Raw genomic sequence first — 25,138 nt, 5'->3', positions numbered from 1 at the left:
TTTAACCTTTCGAATTTATAGTGTAGATTTTTAAGTAATTGAGCTAATCTAAATTGGAATTGAACTGATTTATAGGTATCTTCAGAGCCTCAAAAATTATTTTCCATGAAACTGAACCTCATCAGGCTTACTACTAGCTTTGTGTTAATTGGTGCTTTACACATTGCTACTGCTCAAGAAATTTTCAACGGAAGCAAAGCTGAAGCTATTTATTCAGACGCAGCCGTAGTCCGCACTCACCCACATTCAAACATCCCTTCTTATGTTAAGTTTAAGCAAAACAAAGAAATCGATATTGATGGATTTCAAATTTGGTGTAAAAAGAATTTTAGATTATCAGAAAACTTTGGTTTTGAACTAATCAAAGTAGAATCTGACAAATTAGGTCATCAACATTACAGATATCAACAGACTTATAATGGATATCCAATTGAATTTGCAAATTGGATTGTGCACACTAAATCTGGCAAAGTATATTCAATGAATGGTTTATTATATAATTCGATAAACCCTTCTATTAATGCTTCACTTAGCAAAAGTTCTGCACTTAACAAAGCTTTAAATCACGTTGATGCGGAAACTTACAAATGGGAACTACAGGTTGAAGAAGATCACTTAAAAAGAGAATCTCATGACCCAACTGCTACTTACTTCCCAAAAGGTGAACTAGTTGTAGTTAGCAAAGGAGCGAATTATGAAGCATCCTCTTATAAATTAGCTTATAAATTCAATATATACGCTCACAAACCGGTGTCTAGATCATTTATTTATGTGGATGCCAATACAGGTGAAATTCTATTAGAAAATGAGGTATTCCACCACATTGATGCCGTGGGTACTGCACAAACTGCTTATAGTGGAACTCAAACAATTACTGCTGATAGCTTTTCAGGAAGTTTCAGATTAAGAGAAACCGGTCGTGGAAACGGAGTTAACACATACGACATGAACACAGGCACCAATTATGGAAATGCTGTAGATTTTACAGATGCAGATAACAATTGGAATAATGTAAACGCCGATTTGGATCAATACGCTACTGATGCACATTGGGGAGCTGAAATGACGTATGATTATTTCTGGTTGATTCACAATAGAAATAGTATCGACGGAAATGGTTTTGAATTAAACAGCTATGTGCATTATGATGTAGATTATGCGAACGCATTCTGGGATGGAACCAGAATGACTTATGGTGACGGAAACACCAACTGGAACCCATTAACATCTATTGATATTGCTGGACATGAAATCACCCACGGATTAACTTCTTTTACCGCAGACTTAGTGTATCAATCGGAATCGGGAGCCCTAAACGAATCTTTTTCTGACATATTTGGAACAGCCATTGAACATTACGCAATGCCTTCTAATTTTGATTGGCTAATGGGTGAGGATATTGGAAGCGCATTGAGATCTCTTTCCAATCCAAATGCTTTTGGTGATCCGGATACTTATTTTGGAACTAACTGGGCAAGCTTAACTGGTGGAGATAATGGTGGCGTGCACACCAACAGTGGAGTTCAAAATTTTTGGTACTATCTACTTGTAAATGGAGGAACAGGAACAAATGATAACAGTGATACTTATAATGTAGCCGGGCTAGGTTGGGATGATGCCAGTGACATTGCATTTAGAAATTTGACTGTTTACCTTACATCTAGCTCTGATTATGCCGAAGCAAGATTTTATGCCATTCAATCTGCAATTGATTTATTTGGAGGATGTAGTCCTCAAGTTGAATCATGTACAAACGCATGGTATGCTGTAGGTGTTGGACCTGAATATGTTATGGGAGTAGTTTCTGATATGAATGCACCGATAACATCAGCTTGTTCTGCCCCTTTTACAGTAAACTTTAACAATACAAGTATTAATGGAACCACATTTGAGTGGGATTTTGGTGACGGAAACACTAGCACAGGTTTAAGCCCAAGTCATACATACAATGCTTTAGGAACTTACACTGTTACATTAATAGCAGACGGAGGCGCATGTGGTTCAGACACTACAGTATGGGTTAATTATATTGACATTGACAATAATAATCCATGTGAAATCATTATGCCAACGCAAGGAACTGCTAATACCCAATCAGCATGTGCGGGAACCATTTATGACAGTGGTGGATCAACAGGAAATTATGGGCCAAATGAAGATGCTCAAATCACTATTTCTCCAGTTGGAGCAAGTACAGTGGATATTAATTTTACATTTTTTGATGTAGAAGCAGGCCAAAGCGGAAGTTGTAATTATGATTACGTAAGAGTATATGACGGTCCTAGCACAGCCTCTCCATTAATAGATACTTATTGCAACAATAATATTCCTGGTTCAATTTCATCTACAGGAGGTGACATTACTATCGTATTTCATTCAGACCCTGGAGTTGAGGACGCGGGGTATATCATTACATGGAATTGTGTTTTACCAACTTCCCCTCCAGTTGCTGATTATTCTATTAACGTTGACACAACTTGTAACGGAAGTGTTGTATTTACTGATTTAAGTACCAACGGTCCAAATGCCTGGTCATGGGATTTTGGAGATGGTAATACATCCACAGATCAAAACCCTTCACATGATTACACAGCCAGTGGAACTTATACTGTTACGCTAACGGCTACTAATAATAATGGATCTGACATTATAACATACTCAAACGTGGTGTATGTTAATCTACCTGTAGCTCCTTCTACAGTTGGGGATAATATTTGTGAAAACAATATTGCAACATTAACCGCAACAGCAAATAATGGCGGATCTTTAGAGTGGTATGATGCTCAAACAGGAGGGAATCAGATAGGTACTTCTTCACCATTTACTACTCCCTCTTTGAGTAATACTACATCCTATTGGGTAGAAGAAACCATTCCTGGGGCTTCTCAAAATCTTGGTCCAGCTGATAATACTTTTGGAGGCGGAGGTTTCTTTAACGGTAATCAACACCTTGTTTTTGATGTAACATCACCGGTTACTTTAAAAACAGTAAAAGTTTATGCTAATGGTAGTGGAGACAGAAATATTGAATTAAGAAATAGTGCGGGAACAGTAGTTCAATCTGCCACTGTTTTTATTCCAAATGGCGAGCAAGTAATAACATTAGATTTTGATTTAACCGTAGGTACAGATTGGCAGCTAGGAACACAAGCCAACTCCAATCAAGATTTGTATAGAAACAACACCGGTCCATCATTTCCATATAATGTTGGGGGTGGTGAAGTTACAATCACACAATCAAGTCCCGGATTAGATTATTACTATTTCTTTTATGATTGGGTAATTGAATCACCATCCTGTACATCAGAAAGAACAGAAGTGATTGCGACAGTTACACCGCAGTCTGATGCCACTATCACGCCAGTTGCTCCAATGTGCTCAGGTGATGGAATTGTTACACTTTCTGCCGTTGATGCTGGTGGAACATGGTCAGGAACTGGAGTAAGCGGAAACCAATTTGACCCTTCAGTTGCCGGAAATGGTAGTCATACTATTACTTATACTATTGCAGGAACTTGTGGTGACAATGATCAAATCACAATAGATGTTGCTGATAGTTATGATGCAACAATTGCTTCAGTTAGTGATATGTGTACTGCTGACGGAACAACTATTTTAACAGCAGTAGATGGAGGTGGAGTATGGTCTGGAACAGGAATTACAAACAGTAGTACAGGTGAGTTTGATCCTTTGGTTGCTGGTGCAGGATCTCACACTATTACATATGACATTTCAGGTACTTGTGGAGATAATGACCAAATAGTAATTAATGTAAATACTTCGGCTGATGCTACAATAACAGGGAATACTAACATGTGTTTGGGAGATACCCCAGTAGATTTAGTTGCAGCTGACGGTGGTGGAGTTTGGTCAGGTACTGGGATTACTAATTCTTCAACAGGGACTTTTGATCCTGCCGCAGCAGGTATAGGAAACCACACCATCAATTATGATATTTCTGGAACATGTGGCGATAATGACCAAATTACCATTACAGTTCAAGATGTTATGGATGCAACAATCAACAATGTCACAAGCATGTGTACTGGTGACAATTCAATTACGCTAACAGCCGTGGATGCAGGTGGTCTTTGGAGTGGAACTGGTATTACGAATATAAATGACGGAACCTTTAACCCTGCAACGGCAGGAGTTGGAACACATGAAATAATCTATACAATTTCTGGAAATTGCGGAGATGCAGATACAATTGATATTGTAGTTGAAGAAACACCGGACGCATCTATCACCCCTGCCGGTCCTTTTTGTAGATATGAAGAAACACAACAATTGTCAGCTATAACTGCAGGTGGAACCTGGAGTGCCGACTGTGGAAGCTGTATTAATTCAACTACAGGTGAATTTGATCCTGTTGCTGCAGGAACTGGCGCTTGGACCGTGACATATAGTATTGGAGGGAATTGCCCTGCTTCTGCTACAATGGTTATAGAAGTAGGTGATTGTTTAGGATTTGAAGAGCTTGATAATAACATTCTAGTCTATCCAAATCCAACCTCAGGTTCTTTCAATATTGATCTTGGAATAGATAGAAATACCAATGTTCAGATTACAGATTTATCAGGAAGATTAGTTTATCAGAAATGGTTTAATCAGCAAATTTTACCAATTAACTTAGATAATGAGGTAGCTGACGGACCATATTTACTACAAATTCAGGATTCTGAAGGAATCACTATTAAAACGATTAAAATATTACTAATCAGATAATTAAGAACTACTTGAATTGATTAGTTAAAATTTTTTTTCATCATTTAAAAAAAAGATTGGAAATTCGTCCAACCTTAAAAAGGCTTGTAACGTAATGATTACACTGGGAATAAGGTGGACAATAAATTTAAAATATTAATCTTTTTGACGCTCATTTTGGGAATGGCAACCAAATGTGAACCAGATCCGATTGTACCGGATCAGAATAAGATATATGGTTCATACGAGCTGAATTTTAATGAATCAGAAAATAAAACTTCGGCAAAAGCGATTTTTTATTTAAATCCACCAAGCACAACTAATCAGCAAAAGTTAGAATTAAATCACCCTGCAAATGTAACTTACAACGGTGATCAATTAATCTTTAACATTAATGGTCGCTACTATTTTAAAAGTTTTGTTGGAGCAGTGGAAAACCAATTTGTTTATACCAATTTTGACGATTTTACTTTTACAAATGGAGCTACCATTCCAGATAGTATTGATTTAATAATAACGTCAGACACCATAAGTCAGCAGGCCAATTATTATTTTCAGATAGAAGGAGACAACTTCTTGGCAAATGAATTTATTGATGTAACAGTGACTTCTTTGAGTTCTGATTTCACTTTTGGTTCAACCTTTGATTCCTTATCTGTAATGACAATTGAAGTTTCTGCTCAACAATTGCAAGAATTAGGAAGCGGTAAAGCGGTAATTAAAGTAACCAGAAGATTAGAAAACCCTGATATTATTCAGGTAACTCCGGCTGGTGGAAATTTGTCTACTCAATATTCAGTGCAGGATACAGTGTTTATTTACTAAACATCTTCTCCTCCATCATCTAGCAAATTATCGTCAGAGTCGTCAAATTCAAGCGCCTCAATTGTTTTTACTGAAGAACCGGCAATTCCTTTCACAGATCCATAAAGTCCAAGCGTATTCTCAATGACTTTATCAATTTGCTTTTCACGTTCTTTCCAGTTTTTAATCATTTGACGTTTCTCTCGGTCAAGATTAGCCTTCATAGTAGAAAATGCTTCTACAATTGCTTCTACCTGATGTCTAAATTCATTTCCAGTCAGATAAGAATAAAGCATTTGCATCTTGTCCCCTTTATTTTCATTAGCCGATCTGGTAGCATTAACTCTGATCAATGCATCTCTTAATACTGCTGCAACACTTTTGAATTCACTAAATGAACACACCCAAACTCCATCTATCATTGCAAAACTAGATTGCTCTTTAGGTAATGTTTGAGTAATTAAAACTGCGATATCCGCACCGGCAGCAAGCATATCCCCTTTTAATTTGGGAATCCAGTCTCCTGCAAAATTCTGAGTACGTTTAGATTCATAAATAATCTTACCGCAAATATCCTGTGAGCTGTTTACAACTGTCTGAATACAATCAGCACCTCTAATTCCTTTAGAAACTTCTTCAATTGTGTCAAACGGAAAAAGGTGACTTAATTCATCTTCAATTGCCAATTCCTGCACCTCTCCTTGCAATTGCATTGAACCCTGCTCCATTTTCCGTTTCATTTCTTCGGCAGATTTCTTGGCATCTTCAATCTGCTTTTGATATTCCTTCTCTTTAAGTTCAAACTTCTCTGCCAACTTCTTTTCTGCCTCTTCTCCCAGTTTCTTGGTTTTTTCAAGAATCTGCTTTTGAATCTCAAGCTCCATTTTCTCCCGCTCTTCTTTAAGTGCAAGCTCTTTTCTCATGAACTCAAGTTCTTTTTCCTGCAACTTCTTATTCTCTTCCTTCTTCTTTTCTAAATCTTCTTGTAGAGCTTTGAATTGCACATCCATGCTTTCCTTTGCTTCTTTGGCGGCTTTTTCTTTGGCTTCTGCCTCAATTTGTGCCTTATCTTTTTTTAGCTTTTCAAGATACTCTTCCCTGGCCTTTTCTTTTCCTTCTTCAAATTCTTTTTTTGCTGCTAATAATTTCTCTTGCTCTTCTTCAAACTTCTTTTTCTTATCCTCTTGTTCCGCTAAAAATTTTTGATTCTTATCTTGAAATTCTTTTCTAAGCTTTTCCTCAATACCATGTGCAATAGCATCTTCAGGACTAAAGGAATGTCCGCACTGAGGACAGGTAATTTTAACATCACTCATACTTCTACTTTTAAGCCAAGAAATAATGGCAGGACGTAAACTATTTACGTTTTTTAGTTACAAAGATTTTATTTCCTTCCATTGTAATTTCCCAGGTGTTGTCAAATATTCTAGGAAGGTATCTTAAATAAAGTTTTGTACGTTGAGACAATTCTGTGTCTTCACCTTCTTTATAAACCCCGGTAAATTCATAAACCTGAGTATTAGGATGCTTGTCTCCGTACATATCAATGATCGTGATGATAGTTCGCATTACTTTGAAAACATCTCCTTTATTTGTTAAGGCATATTCTTCCCCTTCATACTCCTCATTCAATACCCCAAATGCAATTACAGCATGCAAAATGTTTTCTTTTTTTCTTGCAAATCGTACTTCATATTCAACACCATAATCAGTGGTAAAGTGATAAACCTGACCGGTAGGAATATTTGGTTTTATTATTTCGTACGTATCCATTGATCTGAGCTCAAATATAATGCAAACCTTAAATATTTAGTAATTGGTTTAGACGGAATTTACATCCGTATCGATAAGTAACCAATTAATACTGCATTTTCGAAAGAAAAATTAATTAAAATTTTATTTAAAATATCTAAAATCTTGTCCTTTTTTAATTGACAATAAACTATCATATATCAATCTAATGCCATTTTCAACATCAGATTTGTGCGCCATTTCAACAGTTGTGTGCATATATCTTAGCGGAGTAGAAATCAATACACTAGGTACGCCTGCATTTGAATAAGCAAAAGCATCAGTATCTGTTCCTGTTGCTCTGGAAGCTGCCGCCCTTTGGAAAGGAATTTCACTTTTTTGAGCAGTGTTAATCACCAATTTCAAAAGATTGTTTTGAACAGCAGGTCCATAAGTTAAAACTGGTCCTTTTCCTGATTTCAAATCTCCCTGAACAATTTTACTGATCATTGGTGTATTAGTATCATGACAAACATCCGTTACAATTGCGGCATTTGGTTTAATTTTTTCAGCAATCATTTGAGCTCCTCTTAACCCTACTTCTTCTTGAACTGAATTTGTTATATATAATCCAAAAGGCAATTGTTTTTTGTTTTCTTTTAAAAGTCTGGCAACTTCAGCAATCATAAATCCTCCAATACGATTATCCAAAGCTCTACCAACATATTTATTCTTATTAAGAATCATAAATTCATCCTCAAAAGTCACAACACATCCCACATGTATTCCTAGTTTTTCTACTTCTTCTTTATTATCACATCCTACGTCCAGAAATATATTTTTCATGGTTGGAGCTTCTTCTTTACCTGCAAGTCTTGTATGAATAGCAGGCCAACCAAATACACCTTTCACAATTCCTTTATCTGTAAAAATGTTTACTCTTTTTGAAGGAGCTATTTGATGATCTGAACCTCCATTTCTTCTCAAATAGATAAATCCATCTGAGTTGATATAATGTACAAACCATGAGATTTCATCAGCATGAGCCTCAATAACGACTTTATATTCTGCTTCAGGATTTACAATTCCTACAACGGTTCCATAATTATCTACCCAATAATCATCTATAAATGGCTTTATATATTCCAACCACAATTTCTGCCCATCTGACTCAAAACCAGTTGGTGACGGATTATTCAAGTACTTTTCTAAGAACTCAGTACTAGATTTTTTTAGGATCGACTTTTTCTTTGCCATAATGTTTATTTTGCATGATAATTGTAATATCGCTAGTAAAAGTATAAATTAGCATGATCAATGACCCTAAAAATATGATGAAAAAAATTACTCTCGGGGCGTCATTAGTTTTCGTATCCCTTTTCTCTTTTGGACAAGAAGAGAATACTATACAAGGTTCTGACGTCGATCAAACTACTATGGATTCATTGGGACTGAAAGATCCATATGTACAACAGAAATACAACGAAGGTGTAAGACTTTTAAAATCTGAACAATTTCAACAAGCTGTGAATGCTTTCTCTGAATCAATTTCCAAAGACGGAACTTTTTCAGATGCTTATTATTTTAGAGGAAAGGCCTATCAAGGTTTAGGAGATGCTGACAATGCAGCCAAAGACTTTGACAAAGTATTGTCTTTAAATCCAACTAATCATGAAGCACCTTATTTAAAAGGACAAGTATATCTTGAAGTTGGTAACTACGAAGAGGCTGCCAAAGGTTTTGAACAAGCAGCTAATCTTGATAAGAGTAATGAGAAGTATCCTTATTTCCAAGGTGTTGCACTTTTCCAGAATCAAGACTTTGAAAATGCAGTTAAAGCATTTGACGAAGCAATCAGACGCAAACCTGAATATGCTTATGCCTATAATGACAGAGGATCTGCAAAGGTGCAACTAGAAGATTATACTGGTGCGATCAAAGATTACGAAAGCGCAGTGAAATATGATAATTACTTGAGTTTTGCTTATAACAATTTAGGATCAGCATACAGAGCTAAAGAAGATTATGCAAATGCAATCAAATATTATACTGAAGCATTAAAAAGAGATCCTAAATACTATGTAGCATACAATAATAGAGGGTCTGTTAAATTTGCTCAAGGGAATTATAAAGAAGCCTTAGCTGATTATGCCAAAGCAGCTGAAATCAACCCTAAATATGCTTTTGCTTATAACAACATAGCTTCAGTTTACATCAAAATGGAAAATTATCAAGAAGCAGTTAAAAACTGTAATAAAGCCATTGAAATTGATGGCGAATACATGGAGGCATATGTAAACAGAGGTATTGCAAAAGAAATGCTAAAAGATTTAGAAGGAGCCTGCGCGGATTGGCAAGATGCTTTTATCCTTGGTTCTGAAAATGCAGAAAATTACGTAAACGGACCTGCTTGCGCAGAAAAATAATCCAAAGAATATAATATGAAAAAGTCAATATTAACAATCGTTTGTCTTGCTTTGGCCATTATATCTTTTGGACAAGATGTGCCTTTTGACAAAAAATTATTTAAAGAAAGAAAAGACGAGTATAAAGTAGCAGAAGATCATTATGAAGAGGGTAATATGTTGTTTGAAATGCAAGATTATCCTAAAGCAATAAATGAATATCTGGAAGCATATAAATTCAATCCAAAAAGTGCGGATTTGAACTATAAGTTAGGAATCTGCTATTACAATGTGGACAAGTACAAAATGAAAAAGTACTTTGAAGATGCTTATAGTCTTAAACCCACAGTTTCAAAAGATGTTTTGGTATTTATTGGTTTAAGTTATCACATTGAAGCAAAATGGGAAAAGGCTATTGATTACTATAATAAGGCTGCTACAAGTGGTGGTAATGAGTTTATAAATCGTCATTGTTATTATTCTCAAGCGGGTGAAAATCCGCCTACGGTAAGTGCATTTGCTTACAAGGGAGTGCAGGAATGTAAAAATGGAATTGAATTATCAAAAACAAGAGCGCGTGTTTGGATAGACAATGTTGGAGGCGAGATTAACTCAAAGTATCCTGATTACGGACCGGTAATTTCAGCAGATGAGGCTATAATGATATTTACGGCAAGAAGACCAGATAATGAAGTTTTAGCACCTGATGGAAGAGGATATTTTGAAGACATGTTTATCTCATCAAGAACTGATGGTGTTTGGTCAAAATCAAAAAACATGGGGAAAACCATGAACGAATCTGGTCAGCATGACGCTACAATCAGTTTATCTCCTGATGGTCATACCTTATTCATTTACATTAATGAAAAAAATAATGGTGGGGATATCTACATATCTTCTGATGAAACCGGTAGTTGGTCAAAACCAGAACCTTTAGGGAAAAACATTAACACAGATTTTCATGAATCAGGTGCATCACTGAGCTTTGATGGTAAAAGACTTTATTTCGTTACCAATAAACCTGATGGATTTGGTAAACATGACATTTACTATGCCGATTGGGATGACAAAAAAGAAAAATGGGGAGAAGCTGTAAATGTTGGGGATGCAATTAATACACCATATGATGAAAGATCTGTATTTATCCACCCGGATGGAGAAACTATGTATTTTGCTTCAACTGGTCACAATACTATGGGTGGTTACGACTTATTTTACTCAAAATTAGTTGATGGAAAATGGCAAACGCCTGTAAACCTTGGCCCTCCATTGAATACCCCGGATCATGATATAGGACTGGTAGTTGCGGGTAATGGTAGATATGGATACATTGCATCATACAGAGAAGGAGGATTAGGTGAAAAAGACATTTACCTTATCACATTCTTAGGACCTGAGAAACCACCTATGCTTTCAAATGAAGACAACTTGATAGCGTCAATTGCTAAGCCAATTAAAGAAAAGACTAAGGAACCTGTACTTGTTTCTGAGGGAGCCAATATGGCCATTTTAACAGGTATTATTAGAGATGAGGACACCAAAGAACCTCTTCAAGCACAAGTGGTTTTAATCGATAATGAGAAAAACAAAGTAATTGCAGAATTTAATTCAGACGTAAACACAGGTAAATACCTAGTTTCTTTACCAGGTGGATCAAACTACGGAATTGCTGTTAAAAAAGATGGTTATTTATTCCATTCAGAGAATTTTCAAATTCCTGAAGCAAGTGGATTTAAACAATACAAGAAAGATGTTGACTTGAAGAAAGTTCAAGTGGGTAAATCTATTGTACTTAGAAACATCTTCTTTGATTATGCTAAATATTCATTGCGTGATGAATCCGTTAACGAACTTGAAAGATTGATTGGATTGTTAAATGAGAATCCTACAATGAGAATTGAAATCTCTGGACACACAGACACAAGAGGTTCTGACGCAGACAATCAAGTTTTATCTCAAAATAGAGCAAAATCAGTTGTTGACTATTTGATTTCTCACGGAATTGATAAATCAAGACTTGAGTATGCGGGTTACGGTGAAAAGCAAACCTTAATACCTGATAGTGAAATCAATAAAATGAGAACTAAATCAGAAAAAGAGGAAGCGCACCAGCAAAATAGACGTACTGAGTTTAAAATTTTAAGCATTTAGTTGAATCCAAATTCAAATGTTTCCAACTTAAACTGTTAAATAGCTATTCTTATCTATAGATTTGGCGATTTTGTTGGAGAAAAATTTTAAATTCGCATAATTATGTTAGCCCCTCTTAGGAAAATATTACTTCTAACGCTCTTGATCCCTGTGTTTTCAGTGGCTCAAAACAAATATTCTGGTGAATCAAAAAGAATATTTAATAAGGGCGTTAAGGAATATGAAGATGGAAATAAGGTTGAGGCATTAAAATTATTTCTTGCCTGTGTTCAATTAGAACCTACTTATGCTGAAGCGTATTTAAACATTTCTTTAATCCAGTTTGATAACAAGCAATACGAAAACGCATTAGACAATGCTGTTTCAGCTCACAACAATGATAAGTTTTTGACTGCTGCTTATGGACACTTGGGTAAATGTTATTATCATAACTCAGAATATGATAGTGCCGCTTATTTTTTAAATAAAGCCATTGAACAAGGACAAGATAATGAGCGCATAAGACTATATGCAGCAAGAGCTAATTTAAATTATGGAGATTTAGATTTAGCGCAAGAGCATGTGGACAATGCTATTTCTAAAAATGATAAAAACCCTGTAGCTCACAATATCCAGGGTAAAATTCATTATCAGCAAGGAGATTTAGAAAGTGCTGAAGCTTCTTTCAAAAAAGCATTAGAACTGAACCCCAACTCTGCAGGCATTTACGGTAATCTAGCAAATGTTTATCTTGAAATGGATAGCACAGACCTGGCTTTGGACATGGTTCAAAAGGGAATGGACAAAACTGAAGATCCAAAAGAAAAAGCTCAATTTTTAGTAATGCTTGGTAATTATTATCACAAATCTCAAGAGTATGAAAAAGCATCTTCATCTTTTGATCAAGCATTTGAACTAGATAATGAAAACGCAAGAATATTAAGTAATCAAGCAGCTGTATTATTAGATCAAGATCAATATGAATCTGCTATTGAGAAATGTAATTTGGCTTTGGATTTAAACCCTGAATTAATGGAAGCATATTTCAACAGAGGAATTGCTCATGAAATGATGAGAAATGTTGAAGATGCCTGTTTTGATTGGGAACAAGCTTTTATCCTTGGTTCAGAAAAAGCAGAAGAGTATTTGAACAGTCCAACTTGTAGCGAATAAAATGAAGAGTTTATTTATCATCATATCACTATTAATTGGATGTGTTGCTTTATCGCAAGACAAAGATGTTCCTTTTGACAAAAAATTATTCGAAAATCAAAAGGATGAATTCAATGATGCCATTAAAGAAATTAAAAAAGGAGATTATTACTTTTTTGATGGGACTTCAGGAGATTTAAATTTAGCACTGAAACATTATTTGGCTGCTCATGATTTTAATCCGTATTCATCAGTAAACAACTTCAGAATTGGGGTTTGTTATTTGAATGGAAGTCACAAATTTAAGGCCCTGGAATATCTGAAATTTGCTTACAAAGTAAATCCTGAAGTAGATCCAAACATCAAGTTTTATTTGGCTCAGGCTTACCAATTGGCCGGTGAATTTGATCAAGCCATAACATTGTATCAAGAATTTAAAGATGTAGTTAATCCTACAGATCAAGCTCAAAGAGCATTCATCAATAAAAAAATCCAAGAATGTAGAACCGGAGTTCAGCTTAAAAAGAAACCGATTCGTGTTTGGATTGACAATTTGGGAGATAGTATTAATACTGAATATCCTGAATTTTCTCCTGTTATCTCTGCAGATAATAGAGTGTTGTTTTTTACGGCAAGAAGACCTGATTCAAAAGGAGGGAAAATTGACAAAAATGGATTTCATTATGAAGATGTTTATTCTTCATCAAGAGAATATGGTGGAGAGTGGCAATTGGCTCAAAACTTAGGAGATCCTGTAAATACAGAAACGCATGATGCAACTGTTGGTTTAGCACCAGATGGTAAGTCATTACTTACTTATAAGGGAATCAACAGTAAAAATGGAGATGTATTGATAACAAGAGAAAAAGAAGATGGTGGATGGGAAGTACCTACTTCATTGGGAGAATCAATCAATACTAAATTCCACGAATCAAGTGCGACCTTATCATTTGATGAAAAGACTTTGTTCTTTGTCTCTGATAAACCGGGAGGATTTGGACAGCATGATATTTACGTTTCTTATTGGGATGAAGAAGCGGAACAATGGGGAGAACCAGAAAATTTAGGTAAAACTATCAATACAGAATTTGAAGAAAAAGGGGTTTTCTTTCACCCGGATAATAAAACACTTTATTTTTCATCAAATGGGCATAACAACATTGGAGGATTAGATATTTTCAAAACAGAATTCGATAGAGAAACAGGAGAATGGTCTAAACCTGAAAATATTGGTTACCCAATTAATACACCTGATGATGATATCTACTTTGTAGTTACAGGTAATGAAAGATATGCTTACTATTCTTCATTCCGTGAAGATGGATTTGGTGAAAAAGACATTTATTTGATTACTTTCTTGGGAGAGAAAAAGAATGCATTGTTAGCTGATGCCAAATTAATGGATACTGACTTTATGGAAGAAGAGACTTCTGACATGGTTGCCACTAACGAAAACAATAACAACGACAACACTAATAACAATGACAACACAAACAATAACGATAACACCAATAATAATGACAATCAAAATGTCAAAAAAGAGCGTAAAATAATCTTCAAAGGTCAGGTTAAGGATTGCGAATCAGGGCAACCTATTGTAGCTTCAATTACAATTACCAATAAGGAGACAGGAGAGAAAAAAGAAATTAAAACAAACAGCAACGGTACATACGAAATAATTGTTTCAAATGCCGGAGATGAATTTGCATTTAACGCAACGGCAACAGGTTATACTATTTCTTCAAAATCTGCTTCTACGACTAAAAAAGATGAAGAATCAGAACTTGAAATGAACTTTGAACTTTGCAAACCTGTTTCAGGTGGTTCATTTACCTTAAGAAACATTTACTTTGATTTTGATAAATATGGTTTAAGAGATAAATCAGTTACCGATCTGAACAACTTGATTAAGGTGATGAAAGAAAATCCAACCATGGTTATCGAGCTTGGTGGTCATACTGACTCAAGAGGATCAGATGAGTACAATCAGTTACTTTCTGAAAATAGAGCGAAAATTGCTAAAGACTACTTAATTAAACATGGAATTTCTGCTGATAGAATTCAAACTAAAGGTTATGGTGAATCTCAACCAGAAATAACAGATGAAGAAATTGATAAATTAGATGGTAGAAAGGCCAAAAATGAGGCACATCAGCAAAACAGAAGAACTGTTGTTACTATTATCAAAAAGTAATTTACATTTATTAATATTTACAGTCCCCTTTAGATCAATATCAATCGGGGACTTTTTTTTTGAACTATGAGAGCATTAATTTTAGGAATCATCTTAGTTACAGCTAACCAGCTTAAGGCGCAGAACTATCAATTATCAGACTTTTTTGTTTATGATGCAACGCTGGCACAAAAGGTTGATAGTGTATTTAATGAAATGAATGATACTAGTAGAGTTGGACAAATGATCATTCCTGCAGCCGGAAGACTTGGTAAATCTCAAGAACACCTTAATAATTTAATTGTCAAAAATTATATTGGAGGAATCCTTCTACTAAATGGAACAAAAGAAGGTTTTACAACAATGGTAAATGATTTTAATAGTTTAAACGAACAATATGGAGGTTTACCTATGCTCTACTCTGCTGACGCAGAACCATCATTAATCGGATATAAAATCAAAAACTGTACTCCTGTTAAAAAGGCACACTTAATGGTGGATCGTGAAGAAGTAAAGAAATTTGCTGCATCAATTTGTAATGATCTTAAAGACATTGGAATCAATTACAATTATGCTCCGGTAGTAGACATGTCTCCAAATGAAGTAATTTCATTCAGAGCTTTTGGAAATGATCCTGACACAGCTCAAGTATGGTCAAAAGTGTTTATTGATGAAACTCAATCACATGGAATAGTAGCTACAGCTAAACATTTCCCTGGCCATGGTTATGTTGTAGGTGATACACACAAAAAACTCGTTTATATTGATGGGGAAATGAGAGAAGTTCACAATTACATCCCACTAATAGAAGGAGGTGTTCTTTCAATTATGGTGGCACATATCGCCATTAAAAACAATGAAAAATACAACACGAATGATATGCCATCATCTGTCTCAAAAAACATTGTAACTGACTTGTTAAAGAATAAAATGAACTTCAAAGGATTGGTAGTAACAGATGCTATGAATATGGGAGGTGTTGCTTCAATTCCTAATTGTGAACTAAAAGCCGCACAAGCCGGTTGTGATTTAATTTTAATGCCTGTTAATGAAGAACAAGCTCTATTCGATATTCTAGGAGCAGTTAATTCAGACGCGCAATTTAAACAACAAGTTTATGCCTCGGTTAAAAAGATTATCAGACTTAAATTTTGCCTTGGTTTAATGTAAAAAAAAACCACCTCAAATTTGAGATGGTTTTATAGAGTGAGTAGTTCAAATATTTATGAATTCCCTTTTGCGTAATCCGCCAGGAATTTCTCTAAACCAATATCAGTTAAAGGATGATTTAAAAGTCCTGTAATTGAACTTAAAGGACCTGTCATAACATCTGCTCCTATTTTAGCACAATCAATTACATGCATTGTATGTCTTACTGAAGCAGCTAAAATTTCCGTTTCAAACATATAATTATCGTAAATCTCTCTAATTTCTGCAATTAATGCCAATCCATCTGATGAGATATCATCTAACCTTCCAATAAATGGTGACAAATAAGTAGCACCTGCTTTTGCAGCAAGTATAGCCTGACCTGGACTAAATACTAACGTACAGTTAGTTTTAATTCCCTTATCTGAAAAATATTTAATGGCTTTAATTCCGTCTTTAATCATAGGAACTTTCACCACAATATTTTTATGAAGTCCAGCTAAATGTTCTCCTTCTTTAATGATTCCTTCAAAATCAGTCGAAATTACTTCAGCACTAACATCTCCATCAACAATATTACAGATATCAACATAGTGTTTTAGGATATTGTCCTTACCTGTAATTCCTTCTTTTGCCATCAAAGATGGATTAGTAGTAACACCATCTAGAATACCTAGATCATTTGCTTCTCTAATTTCGTCCAAATTGGCTGTATCAATAAAAAATTTCATGTTGCAATAATTTTGTAGTGCAAATATAAGGTAGTCAACTACTGACTCGAGAAAATGTTATCAACAAAAAGGGGAATTAATCAAAGAAAAAAAAGTGGGTAAGCTACCCGTATCGCACCGCTACAACCGCCTACCCTTGCTACATTCCTGTCCTGGGGGATTCAGCAGGAGCTGGTCGTACGGGACTTACCCGCGACAAAATTAGTAAAAGAAATAGAATTAAAAAGCTTATCCGTATATATCTACCATTTCTTGTACTTTAATGGCGATTTCATTTCGCAATTCTAAAGGACTAATCACCTCCATTTGAGAACCATATGAAAGAATTTCTCTTTTTAATTCTTCTGAAATAAGTACTTCTAATTGAAAAGTATCCCTACGTTTCCCTTCTTTGATTAAAGTCTGACTGTCATGTAAAGGTTGAGACTGTAGGTACTTTGACCCAACTTTATCTATTTTAAGCTCTACTTTTTGAGGTTGACTATCATTGGCAGTTATTCCTATTGAATACTTAAAAAACAAATCCGGATTAAAGTCAAAATCATCCTTAAAGTATTCTTCAGTTATTATTAAGTCTGACATTCTATCAAGACCGAAAGTGATAACCTTAGATTTACTCCTAACATAACTTATCAAATACCAACGATTTCTGTATTCCTTTAAAAGAAGAGGTAATACCTCTCTTTCTTTAGTTTTTCCTGTAGCAAAACTGGTATAATTGAATTTTACAATAAGTTTTTCTTTAATTGCCTTTAGTAAATCCGGCAACATATCATTTCCTTTGGTTGCAGCTTGTGTTTCAAATTGAACGTGATTATCAATTGAATCATCCAAAGGATTACTGGAAATGTGAACGCGATCAAATATTTTATCAATTGCAAAACCAAATTGCTTAAAAATTCCAACTTCTCTAAATTGCATTAAAGTGTTGGTAGCAAACTTAATGGCATCAATATCCCCTTCTGTTAAAGGGATTTTATCAATACTAAATTGTTCATCCTCATAATAATAACCCTTCTCTTTTTTGCTGTATTTAATAGGAGCATCAAAGTCCATTCTCATAGCAAACATATCCTTTTCAATTGTTGAATCACATATGTCAACCCCTTCGCTACTGCCAAAAAGCGCTTCTTCACATGCTTGACGCAAATCTTCTTTGGTAGGATATGGATTATAAGGATTTCGCAAACATCTATCTATCACCCTGTACCTTAACTGCGCATTTTTGATCTTAGACATTTGTTACAAATTAGTTTTTATAAAGTTATAAAACATATTAATTTTGCTAAGTAATGAAGGCATTAATAATAGCAATATCTTTTTTGACCACTTTCTCTTCCTTTGGGTTTGAGTCAGATACTACTATTACTCCTAGAAATATTTCAGAAAAAGAGAAATGTTTAAGGGACAGTATTATAGACTACGCCAAAGTCCACTTGGGCACTCCATATATTTGGGGGGGGACTTCAACTGATGGCTTTGACTGCACCGGTTTTATTTATTACGTATTTAAAAACTTTGGTATTAAAGTTTCAAGAGCTTCATCCGGCTATGAAAATTTTGGAGATAAGGTTTCGCTACTATCAGCTGTTCCTGGTGACATCATGCTTTTTACTGGGACTGATGCTACAAAAAGAAAAGTTGGCCATGCCGGAATTGTGATTAAAAATGAAGGAGGGATGGTTGACTTCATTCACAGTTCTTCTTCTAAAAAACACTTTGGAGTAACCATTACAAGATATAATGCTAGTGGTTATGTCAAAAGATTTTTACGCGTAATAAACATATTCTAATGAGATATTTTTTAAGTATAATGGCATTACTTGCTATTATCTATTCTTGCGGTGATTCAAAAAATCGCAAAGACATTACTGACGAAGGTGTAGTAATGCAAAGTGAAGAACTTGACACATGTTTTTGCAGTGAATTACTCTCAGATAGCACAGGGATTTTAACAAAAGAAAATAAAGCCTATACAGGTATTTGTTTTGAGAATTACCCCGGAACTGATACAAAGTATATTGAGAAAAGCATCATGGATGGTAAAATCCATGGTAAAATAACCTACTATGATAAAGCAGGTGAGGTAATGCTTGAACAAGTTTACAAAGAGGGTAATAAAAAAAGATCAGGAAATGTTGAAGTATTAAATTGTGAATGCTCAGAGCTTGAAAAAATAAATAACGAAAATTCAAATGTTCCAACAAAGTACAAATTAGATGATATTTCATATACCGGTACTTGTACAGAAAAATACCCTAAAAGTGATCAAGTGTATGTTAAAATGACATTCAAAAATGGAATTCTTGATGGGCATACCGTTTATTACAACAAAGATGGTTCTACCTTGCTTATTGAAAACTATATAAATGGTATTTTGCTAAGCGCAATTCATTAAGGCTATATGACGCAATCTGTTATTTCAAAGTTAAAAGTATTAGAACTGGCAAGTGTATTGGCCGGTCCAGCGGTTGGTATGTTCTTCGCAGAGCGTGGTGCAAAAGTGATCAAAGTTGAAAATAAAAAAACGCATGGTGATGTGACAAGAGGTTGGAAACTTAAAACTGAAGATACTTCGGCTCCGTTATCTGCATATTACTGTTCAATTAATTGGCATAAAGAACCTATTCATTTGGACCTTTTGGATGATACAGATCGTGTAAAATTGCATCAGCTTATTGAAGAAGCAGACATAGTTGTTTCTAACTTTAAACCAGGTGACGCGGATAAATTTGGTGTTGATTTTGAATCGTTAAAAAAAATCAATCCAAAAATTATTTTAGGTGAGATTACAGGATTTGGTAGCAAAAACAAGAGAGTAGCTTATGATTTAGTGCTACAAGCAGAAACGGGATTTATGTTTATGAATGGAAATGAATCTTCAGGCCCTATTAAGATTCCCTTAGCTATAATAGATATTCTAGCTGCGCATCAAATGAAAGAAGGACTGCTAGACGCTCTTTTAAACTTTCAACATGATCCAAAAGCTTATCACGTAGAAGTTTCATTATACGATACGGCAATAGCTTCTTTGTCTAATCAGGCAACTAATTATTTGATGGCAAATCAAATCCCTCAAGCAATGGGAAGCCTACATCCTAATATTGCTCCTTATGGAGAGATATTTACAACAAGAGATAATAAGTTGGTAACCTTAGCTGTGGGAAGCGACAAGCAATTTGCAACTTTGTGTGAATTTATAGGTCTTGAAATAAATCCGCATTTTGAGCATAATAAGGATAGAGTTACTAATCGAAAAGAACTTGATCCGATTTTAGCTGAAAAAATGAAGCTTTTTAATGCTGATGAACTAGTTAATGGACTAATACAAAGAAATGTTCCTATAGCTCAGATAAAAAACTTGAAAGAGGTATTTGAATTACAAACAGCCAAGGATTTAGTTTTGGAAGAAGAAATGGAAGGCATGCACACCCGAAGAGTTAAATCATCAGTTTATATTATTTCAAACTAAGATTTACTTCTTTCTCCATTTTTTTGACCTTTCATTGATAAATTTCAATAACCTTTTAGCCTCCTTTTCGCTTAATCGACGACCAAAAGTTTTTTCTTTCCCTTTGGTATAAATTTTTATGGCATCAGCTCCTAGCGACCAATAAGCATTTGTCAAAAACTGATTCAATGAGGTATCATCCGGTTTAATGTATTCGATCTTTTTTATATTCTCAAAAAAATATCTATTAGCCTTTCCGTATGACAATGTTGATCTTTTAAATGTTAGTGCCTCTGTATCTATTTGTATCAACTCCTTACCGAATAAATACCATAAAACAGTTTTCAAAGTTAGGTACTCAAAATATACCCAGAAACCTGTAAAAATTGCCAGATAAATAACTTGCTGCTTTCGGATTTCCTCATCATAATTCACTCCCACTTTTAGTTCATTTATACCTCCAAAAAACAAAAGGTAAACAATGTACAATCCTGCAAAAGTAAATCCAACTACCCAAGAGATTAATAGTATATCTTTCCATCTTACCCTTTTAGGTAAAATGACTACTGTAGAAGATCTCTCATGATCTTCCATACTAATTCTATCTCCTATAAATTTTGTCATGATCGGCAAATTTAATCAGAATAGATATATGAGAAAAAAAAATCCCGGATCAGTTTAAATCCGGGATTTTAATATTTTTTATTTCAGTACGGTGACGTGTCCCCTGAACTGATACTTCTTGTCGGTGTAAGTGTCTTTTGCATCTATCACCCATACATAAGTTCCATCCGGCACCAATCCAACATCTCCATAATGTCCATACCAGGTAGCAACTGGATTATAAGATTCCCAAACTATTTCTCCCCAACGGTTGAACAATGTCAAATGGAAATCATAAATATCGATTCCAGAAATATATACTCTCCACCCTTCATTGTACTCATCACCATCAGGAGTAAAAATATTAGGAGCGTAGATTACAACATCATTAATTATTGAAACTACTGACAACATAGAATCCTGACATCCATATTGATTTTCAACTGTCAACTCAACAGGATAATCATTAGCCACACCTTCAGGATATACTGCAGTTGGGTTTTCCACTGTTGAAGTTCCAGGCAACACACCTGCTCCAAACTCCCAGAACCAACTAATTACATCAGAAGAACTGTAATCTGAAAAAGTTACCTCTGTATCATAAATTGTAGTAGGGTTAGGTTGGAAAATGAAGTTCGCATCCGGAATTGGATATGTAGTAATATAACTGTAGAATGTTGTATCATATACGCACCCTGCAGTTGTTGTAATCTCTAATCCAACATCATATGTTCCTGCTTGCTCAAACAATACTGAAACATCTGAAGCACCATTCACTGTCATTGTTGTTCCATTTGAGAATGTCCAAATAGAAGTAGCAATTGATCCGTTTGAAATATTTGAGAACGTAATAGTTTGAGGCACACATCCATCTGTAACATCTGAAGTAATCATTGGTGTTACCGGAGGTGGTTCATTAATGTTAAAGCACTCGTTATCCGTATTAGGACAATCATCAGACATAGTAACACAAATTACCATATTACCTGTTGTTACAATATCAATTGTTGATCCAGTTCCAATAACTGTTCCTCCTGTCTCCCAAGTGTACTCAACATTACCAATCCCGTTAATTCCTGTAACGTTTGCAGTTACAGTTTCTCCAGGGCAAATATCTACATCAGGTGAAATGGAAGTAATTTCAATTTCAGGTGGTTCAACTACTGTAAATTGATCCGTAACTGAACATCCAGAACCATTGTCAACAATCACATCATAAACTCCAGGACATAATCCTGTAAAGTTACCTGTAGCTTGTGTTGTAGTTCCCCCGTCTATTGAATAAGAGGCAAGATTAGTTCCGCTCAATGTAACTGAACCATCACAAACTCCAAAACATGAAGCATCTGAATAAACAACAGGATTTAGCGTTGGCATATTAATATCTTCTACTGCATCTGTAATTGTATCCATACATCCCAATGAATCCTGAATGATGATATCATAGTCTACACCTGGAGCTGCACCTCCACAAAGTGAAGTAAATGTATCAGCTGCCTGAAAGGTTGCTCCATTGTCTATACTATATGTATAAGGAGAGAATCCATTTGCAGGAGTCACTTGAATTTGACCATTACACGCCTGGCAATCTGAATCAGTAACAATTGATGTTCCTGAAACTTGAATAATTTGAAGATCAATAAAAGATGATGAAGTACAACCATTACTATCCTTTCTATATTCATATGAACCTGCTAATGCTGTTGCTGGTGTAATCGGCATTGTAACTGCACCTCCATTAGGATCAAACCAAGACCCACCAAATTGAGGAGTACCTCCTAACCAACCAAATAAGTCTACTGCAGGGCCTTCAAAACATAATAATGCTGTACTGTCAGTTCCGGTATCAAGTCCACCACCCATGTTGATTGTTACTAAATCTGTTTGAGCACAATCAGGGTGTCCAATTGGATACATAGTCAATGTATAAGTAGTTGTTGAAGAAGGACTGGCAATTGGCGCAGGAATGTTTGGATCATTCAAGGATCCTGCCGGAGTCCAAGAATATACATAACCTGGAAGTGGCTCATAAACTTCGTTACCCGGACAGTCTGCCTGGAATTGTTGAAGAGCTGTTGAAGGTGTTGCACCAGATTGTCCACTCTGATATACTACTCCTCCACCTGGATCTAAAATTGTGAATTCACATTCCCAAGGCCATCCTCCTGAAAAGAATTGTGCGGTCCAAAATTCGCCTACCGGCACACTGAATTGTCCTGTTCCTGATGAACCAAAAGGAATGTCAAATGTAGACGTACCTCCTGAAGTGATTATATCAAGATATCCTCCATTCCATCCATCTCCCCAGGTATCAATCATGTTAACAGTATATTGACATACCTCAGAACCGGCATTCAATTGAATTGGCTGACCTCCACAAACTGCTGTATCCAATACATCTGCAATTGCAGATTCATAAACTTCTACAGTAACTGAAGAATCAAATTCACATCCAAAACTGTTCACCACATGAAATGTATATACATAAGATCCGGCAGTTGTTGGAGCTACTGTAATGCTATTTCCATCTGCGGTACTTGAAATTATCCCAGGAGTAGCCATGTCCCACCATGAACTATCTGATCCTAAACCAATTTGAGGAGTAAATACTGTTACAGGAGGATTTAATGCAGGATCAAAATTAATTGACCATCCAGGCATTGAACCATCATCCGCACCCCATAAATCTGTAAAAAGAATGTTCCATGTTCCATTTATTGGACATCCATCTAAGGCTGCAAAACCTTGAGGGTCTACAGGAAGATAATCTCCGGCAGGCAATGTACCAACGCTTTGTGCAGCTTGAACCATAGTTTGGGTAGCTGTTGAAGTAAAACAATATTCATAAGGTGTACCAAAAGTTGAAGGGTTGTTACAATCAATAACACCTGCACCCGGTATACCTAAATTAGTTCCACCTCCACCTTGTTGGTGTAATGTCATAATTTGACCTGTTGGACATTGAACTTGTAAAACAAAGTCCCCTAAAAATGAGTGTTCCATTGTTACACACAATGAAAGAATATCTGGATTTCCATTATTAAGAGATATGTTACTATCATATCCGGTTATGGTCATAGGAGTTGACTGTACAATTCCTGTTAAATCTTCCATACAGTTGTCATCTATCCAAATACCTAATGGGAACCCTGACCATTCTACTTCATATTGATCTGGATATGCATTTAGATCCACCTGTTCTCCAGCACATATTAGTGTATCGGCCGGAAAAGGGTCGAATGTGGGATAGGTCGTGACAAATACTTCAATATCAGTTGCGTTCATATTGACGCAATCGTTATCATCAATAACCTGTAATTGTACTACATACTGTCCAGGAGTATTGAAAACGTGAGTAACCTGTCCAGGATTGTTCAAAGTATCATTTGGAGTTCCATCCATCCACTGCCAAACCCAGTTTTGTAAAGTAAACAAACCTGAACTTCCAGCTGTTGACCCAGCATCTTGAAAAGTAACTACTTCACCAATACATACTGCGATTGAATCCGGCATAGGCCCTCCAACAATCTCTCCTATTGCAGTAGGAGGATCACATGGCGTTTCACAAGAAACCTGAGCATTAAAATCTCCTGTTCCGTTGGCATTTGAATTAAATTCAATTGTTAAACATCCGGTAATATTCATTGGAGTTGCACCAAATATATCTCCAGGAGTCAACTGTCCACAGTAATAAGTTCCAAGTGTTGGCGCCCCTGTATTGTCACCATCATAAACAGTGATATTATCTGCATCTGTACCAGGTCCAGGAACGTTATCTGTACAATCTAAATTAAAAACTGTCCATTGTAATGTAATAAAATCACCAGGGGTGTCCGGGCAGATTGTAATTACATAACTTTCATTGTTTGAATATGGTGCACTCGCACCAGTCCCTCCAGAGTCGTACAAACCTCCTAAACATGTATTGACGGTTGTACCATTTGAACCTGCGTTCATTACAATATCCGTAGTTTGCGCAGTAGTAGTAAAAGTAGCCGCAACTACAAATAATATTGCGAGAATTTTATTCATTTCTCAGTTAAATTTCGTCAAATCTTTAATGTTGACTATTAATATTCTTCTCCTTGCAAGTAATTTCTAG

Annotated in this window: 17 protein-coding genes and 1 other RNA gene; 10 read left to right on the top strand and 8 right to left on the bottom strand. The window is 35.5% G+C overall.

The features are described 5' to 3' along the window. The first annotated feature begins 105 nt into the window (after positions 1-105). Complete coding sequence (locus tag K6119_RS17490) at positions 106-4,728, top strand: M4 family metallopeptidase (RefSeq protein WP_221835098.1); 4,623 nt, start codon at positions 106-108, stop codon at positions 4,726-4,728. Positions 4,729-4,890: 162 nt separating this feature from the next. Beyond that, positions 4,891-5,532, top strand: coding sequence for a hypothetical protein (locus K6119_RS17485; protein ID WP_221835100.1), 642 nt, complete (start codon positions 4,891-4,893; stop codon positions 5,530-5,532). Here K6119_RS17485 and K6119_RS17480 read toward each other — a convergent pair. From K6119_RS17480 to K6119_RS17470, 3 genes are all read right to left on the bottom strand, one after another. Further along, positions 5,529-6,827 (bottom strand): DUF2130 domain-containing protein, encoded by a 1,299-nt coding sequence (locus K6119_RS17480; RefSeq protein ID WP_221835102.1) that lies wholly within the window; start codon positions 6,825-6,827, stop codon positions 5,529-5,531. The two genes, K6119_RS17485 and K6119_RS17480, sit on opposite strands and share 4 nt — an antisense overlap. Positions 6,828-6,867: 40 nt before the next feature. Next, a complete protein-coding gene (locus tag K6119_RS17475) occupies positions 6,868-7,284 on the bottom strand; it encodes a DUF6934 family protein (RefSeq protein WP_221835104.1) in 417 nt (138 codons plus the stop codon). Between the two features lie 123 nt (positions 7,285-7,407). After that, a complete protein-coding gene (locus K6119_RS17470) occupies positions 7,408-8,499 on the bottom strand; it encodes a M42 family metallopeptidase (protein WP_221835106.1) in 1,092 nt (363 codons plus the stop codon). 74 nt (positions 8,500-8,573) lie between these two features. Here K6119_RS17470 and K6119_RS17465 point away from each other — a divergent pair, with 74 nt between their 5' ends. From K6119_RS17465 to K6119_RS17445, 5 genes are all read left to right on the top strand, one after another. Further along, on the top strand, positions 8,574-9,668 hold the full coding sequence (locus K6119_RS17465) for a tetratricopeptide repeat protein (protein WP_221835109.1): 1,095 nt from the start codon (positions 8,574-8,576) through the stop codon (positions 9,666-9,668). 15 nt (positions 9,669-9,683) lie between these two features. Then, a complete protein-coding gene (locus tag K6119_RS17460) occupies positions 9,684-11,798 on the top strand; it encodes an OmpA family protein (protein ID WP_221835111.1) in 2,115 nt (704 codons plus the stop codon). A gap of 102 nt (positions 11,799-11,900) precedes the next feature. Next, positions 11,901-12,950 (top strand): tetratricopeptide repeat protein, encoded by a 1,050-nt coding sequence (locus K6119_RS17455; protein WP_221835113.1) that lies wholly within the window; start codon positions 11,901-11,903, stop codon positions 12,948-12,950. Between the two features lies 1 nt (position 12,951). Continuing rightward, positions 12,952-15,123, top strand: coding sequence for an OmpA family protein (locus K6119_RS17450; protein ID WP_221835115.1), 2,172 nt, complete (start codon positions 12,952-12,954; stop codon positions 15,121-15,123). 66 nt (positions 15,124-15,189) lie between these two features. Next, positions 15,190-16,272, top strand: coding sequence for a glycoside hydrolase family 3 N-terminal domain-containing protein (locus tag K6119_RS17445; protein ID WP_221835118.1), 1,083 nt, complete (start codon positions 15,190-15,192; stop codon positions 16,270-16,272). Positions 16,273-16,325: 53 nt separating this feature from the next. Here the strand turns inward: K6119_RS17445 and fsa are convergent, their stop codons facing one another. From fsa to K6119_RS17430, 3 genes are all read right to left on the bottom strand, one after another. Next, the gene (fsa, locus tag K6119_RS17440) at positions 16,326-16,982 is read right to left on the bottom strand and encodes a fructose-6-phosphate aldolase (RefSeq protein WP_221835120.1); all 657 of its coding nucleotides are present in this window, start codon (positions 16,980-16,982) and stop codon (positions 16,326-16,328) included. A gap of 93 nt (positions 16,983-17,075) precedes the next feature. Next, positions 17,076-17,174, bottom strand: an RNA gene (ffs, locus tag K6119_RS17435) — signal recognition particle sRNA small type. A 36-nt stretch (positions 17,175-17,210) separates the two neighbouring features. Continuing rightward, positions 17,211-18,221 carry a helix-turn-helix transcriptional regulator gene (locus tag K6119_RS17430; protein ID WP_221835122.1) on the bottom strand — a complete coding sequence of 337 codons (1,011 nt, stop codon included), beginning with the start codon at positions 18,219-18,221 and terminating at the stop codon, positions 17,211-17,213. A gap of 53 nt (positions 18,222-18,274) precedes the next feature. On the opposite strand from K6119_RS17430, the gene K6119_RS17425 reads away from it, so the two are divergent. The 3 genes from K6119_RS17425 to K6119_RS17415 are packed head-to-tail and all read left to right on the top strand — an operon-like array spanning position 18,275 to position 20,454. Then, the gene (locus tag K6119_RS17425; protein WP_221835124.1) at positions 18,275-18,775 is read left to right on the top strand and encodes a C40 family peptidase; all 501 of its coding nucleotides are present in this window, start codon (positions 18,275-18,277) and stop codon (positions 18,773-18,775) included. Beyond that, positions 18,775-19,380, top strand: coding sequence for a toxin-antitoxin system YwqK family antitoxin (locus tag K6119_RS17420; protein WP_221835126.1), 606 nt, complete (start codon positions 18,775-18,777; stop codon positions 19,378-19,380). Before K6119_RS17425 ends, K6119_RS17420 begins: the two co-directional genes overlap by 1 nt. Positions 19,381-19,386: 6 nt before the next feature. Continuing rightward, positions 19,387-20,454, top strand: a complete 1,068-nt coding sequence (locus K6119_RS17415; protein ID WP_221835128.1) for a CaiB/BaiF CoA transferase family protein — start codon at positions 19,387-19,389, stop codon at positions 20,452-20,454. A gap of 3 nt (positions 20,455-20,457) precedes the next feature. Here K6119_RS17415 and K6119_RS17410 read toward each other — a convergent pair whose 3' ends face one another. Further along, on the bottom strand, positions 20,458-21,057 hold the full coding sequence (locus K6119_RS17410) for a hypothetical protein (RefSeq protein ID WP_221835130.1): 600 nt from the start codon (positions 21,055-21,057) through the stop codon (positions 20,458-20,460). Between the two features lie 78 nt (positions 21,058-21,135). Continuing rightward, entirely contained in the window at positions 21,136-25,068 is a 3,933-nt protein-coding gene (locus K6119_RS17405) for a PKD domain-containing protein (RefSeq protein WP_221835139.1), read from the bottom strand. Positions 25,069-25,138 lie beyond the last annotated feature (70 nt).

Origin of the sequence: Paracrocinitomix mangrovi, assembly GCF_019740355.2 — a bacterium.
In the GTDB taxonomy this organism is placed as follows: domain Bacteria; phylum Bacteroidota; class Bacteroidia; order Flavobacteriales_D; family Crocinitomicaceae; genus Paracrocinitomix; species Paracrocinitomix mangrovi.
Note: the sequence above shows the minus strand (reverse complement) of the source record. Positions and strands in the feature narration are given on the sequence as shown.

Bases quoted from the DNA above. Each gene is read 5' to 3' on its own strand.
- K6119_RS17430 (WP_221835122.1), bottom strand. From the start codon at position 18,221: ATGTCTAAGATCAAAAATGCGCAGTTAAGGTACAGGGTGATAGATAGA.
- K6119_RS17450 (WP_221835115.1), top strand. From the start codon at position 12,952: ATGAAGAGTTTATTTATCATCATATCACTATTAATTGGATGTGTTGCT.
- K6119_RS17415 (WP_221835128.1), top strand. From the start codon at position 19,387: ATGACGCAATCTGTTATTTCAAAGTTAAAAGTATTAGAACTGGCAAGT.
- K6119_RS17405 (WP_221835139.1), bottom strand. From the start codon at position 25,068: ATGAATAAAATTCTCGCAATATTATTTGTAGTTGCGGCTACTTTTACT.
- K6119_RS17480 (WP_221835102.1), bottom strand. From the start codon at position 6,827: ATGAGTGATGTTAAAATTACCTGTCCTCAGTGCGGACATTCCTTTAGT.
- K6119_RS17490 (WP_221835098.1), top strand. From the start codon at position 106: ATGAAACTGAACCTCATCAGGCTTACTACTAGCTTTGTGTTAATTGGT.
- K6119_RS17420 (WP_221835126.1), top strand. From the start codon at position 18,775: ATGAGATATTTTTTAAGTATAATGGCATTACTTGCTATTATCTATTCT.
- K6119_RS17445 (WP_221835118.1), top strand. From the start codon at position 15,190: ATGAGAGCATTAATTTTAGGAATCATCTTAGTTACAGCTAACCAGCTT.
- fsa (WP_221835120.1), bottom strand. From the start codon at position 16,982: ATGAAATTTTTTATTGATACAGCCAATTTGGACGAAATTAGAGAAGCA.
- K6119_RS17410 (WP_221835130.1), bottom strand. From the start codon at position 21,057: ATGACAAAATTTATAGGAGATAGAATTAGTATGGAAGATCATGAGAGA.
- K6119_RS17455 (WP_221835113.1), top strand. From the start codon at position 11,901: ATGTTAGCCCCTCTTAGGAAAATATTACTTCTAACGCTCTTGATCCCT.
- K6119_RS17425 (WP_221835124.1), top strand. From the start codon at position 18,275: ATGAAGGCATTAATAATAGCAATATCTTTTTTGACCACTTTCTCTTCC.
- K6119_RS17465 (WP_221835109.1), top strand. From the start codon at position 8,574: ATGATGAAAAAAATTACTCTCGGGGCGTCATTAGTTTTCGTATCCCTT.
- K6119_RS17460 (WP_221835111.1), top strand. From the start codon at position 9,684: ATGAAAAAGTCAATATTAACAATCGTTTGTCTTGCTTTGGCCATTATA.
- K6119_RS17485 (WP_221835100.1), top strand. From the start codon at position 4,891: ATGGCAACCAAATGTGAACCAGATCCGATTGTACCGGATCAGAATAAG.
- K6119_RS17475 (WP_221835104.1), bottom strand. From the start codon at position 7,284: ATGGATACGTACGAAATAATAAAACCAAATATTCCTACCGGTCAGGTT.
- K6119_RS17470 (WP_221835106.1), bottom strand. From the start codon at position 8,499: ATGGCAAAGAAAAAGTCGATCCTAAAAAAATCTAGTACTGAGTTCTTA.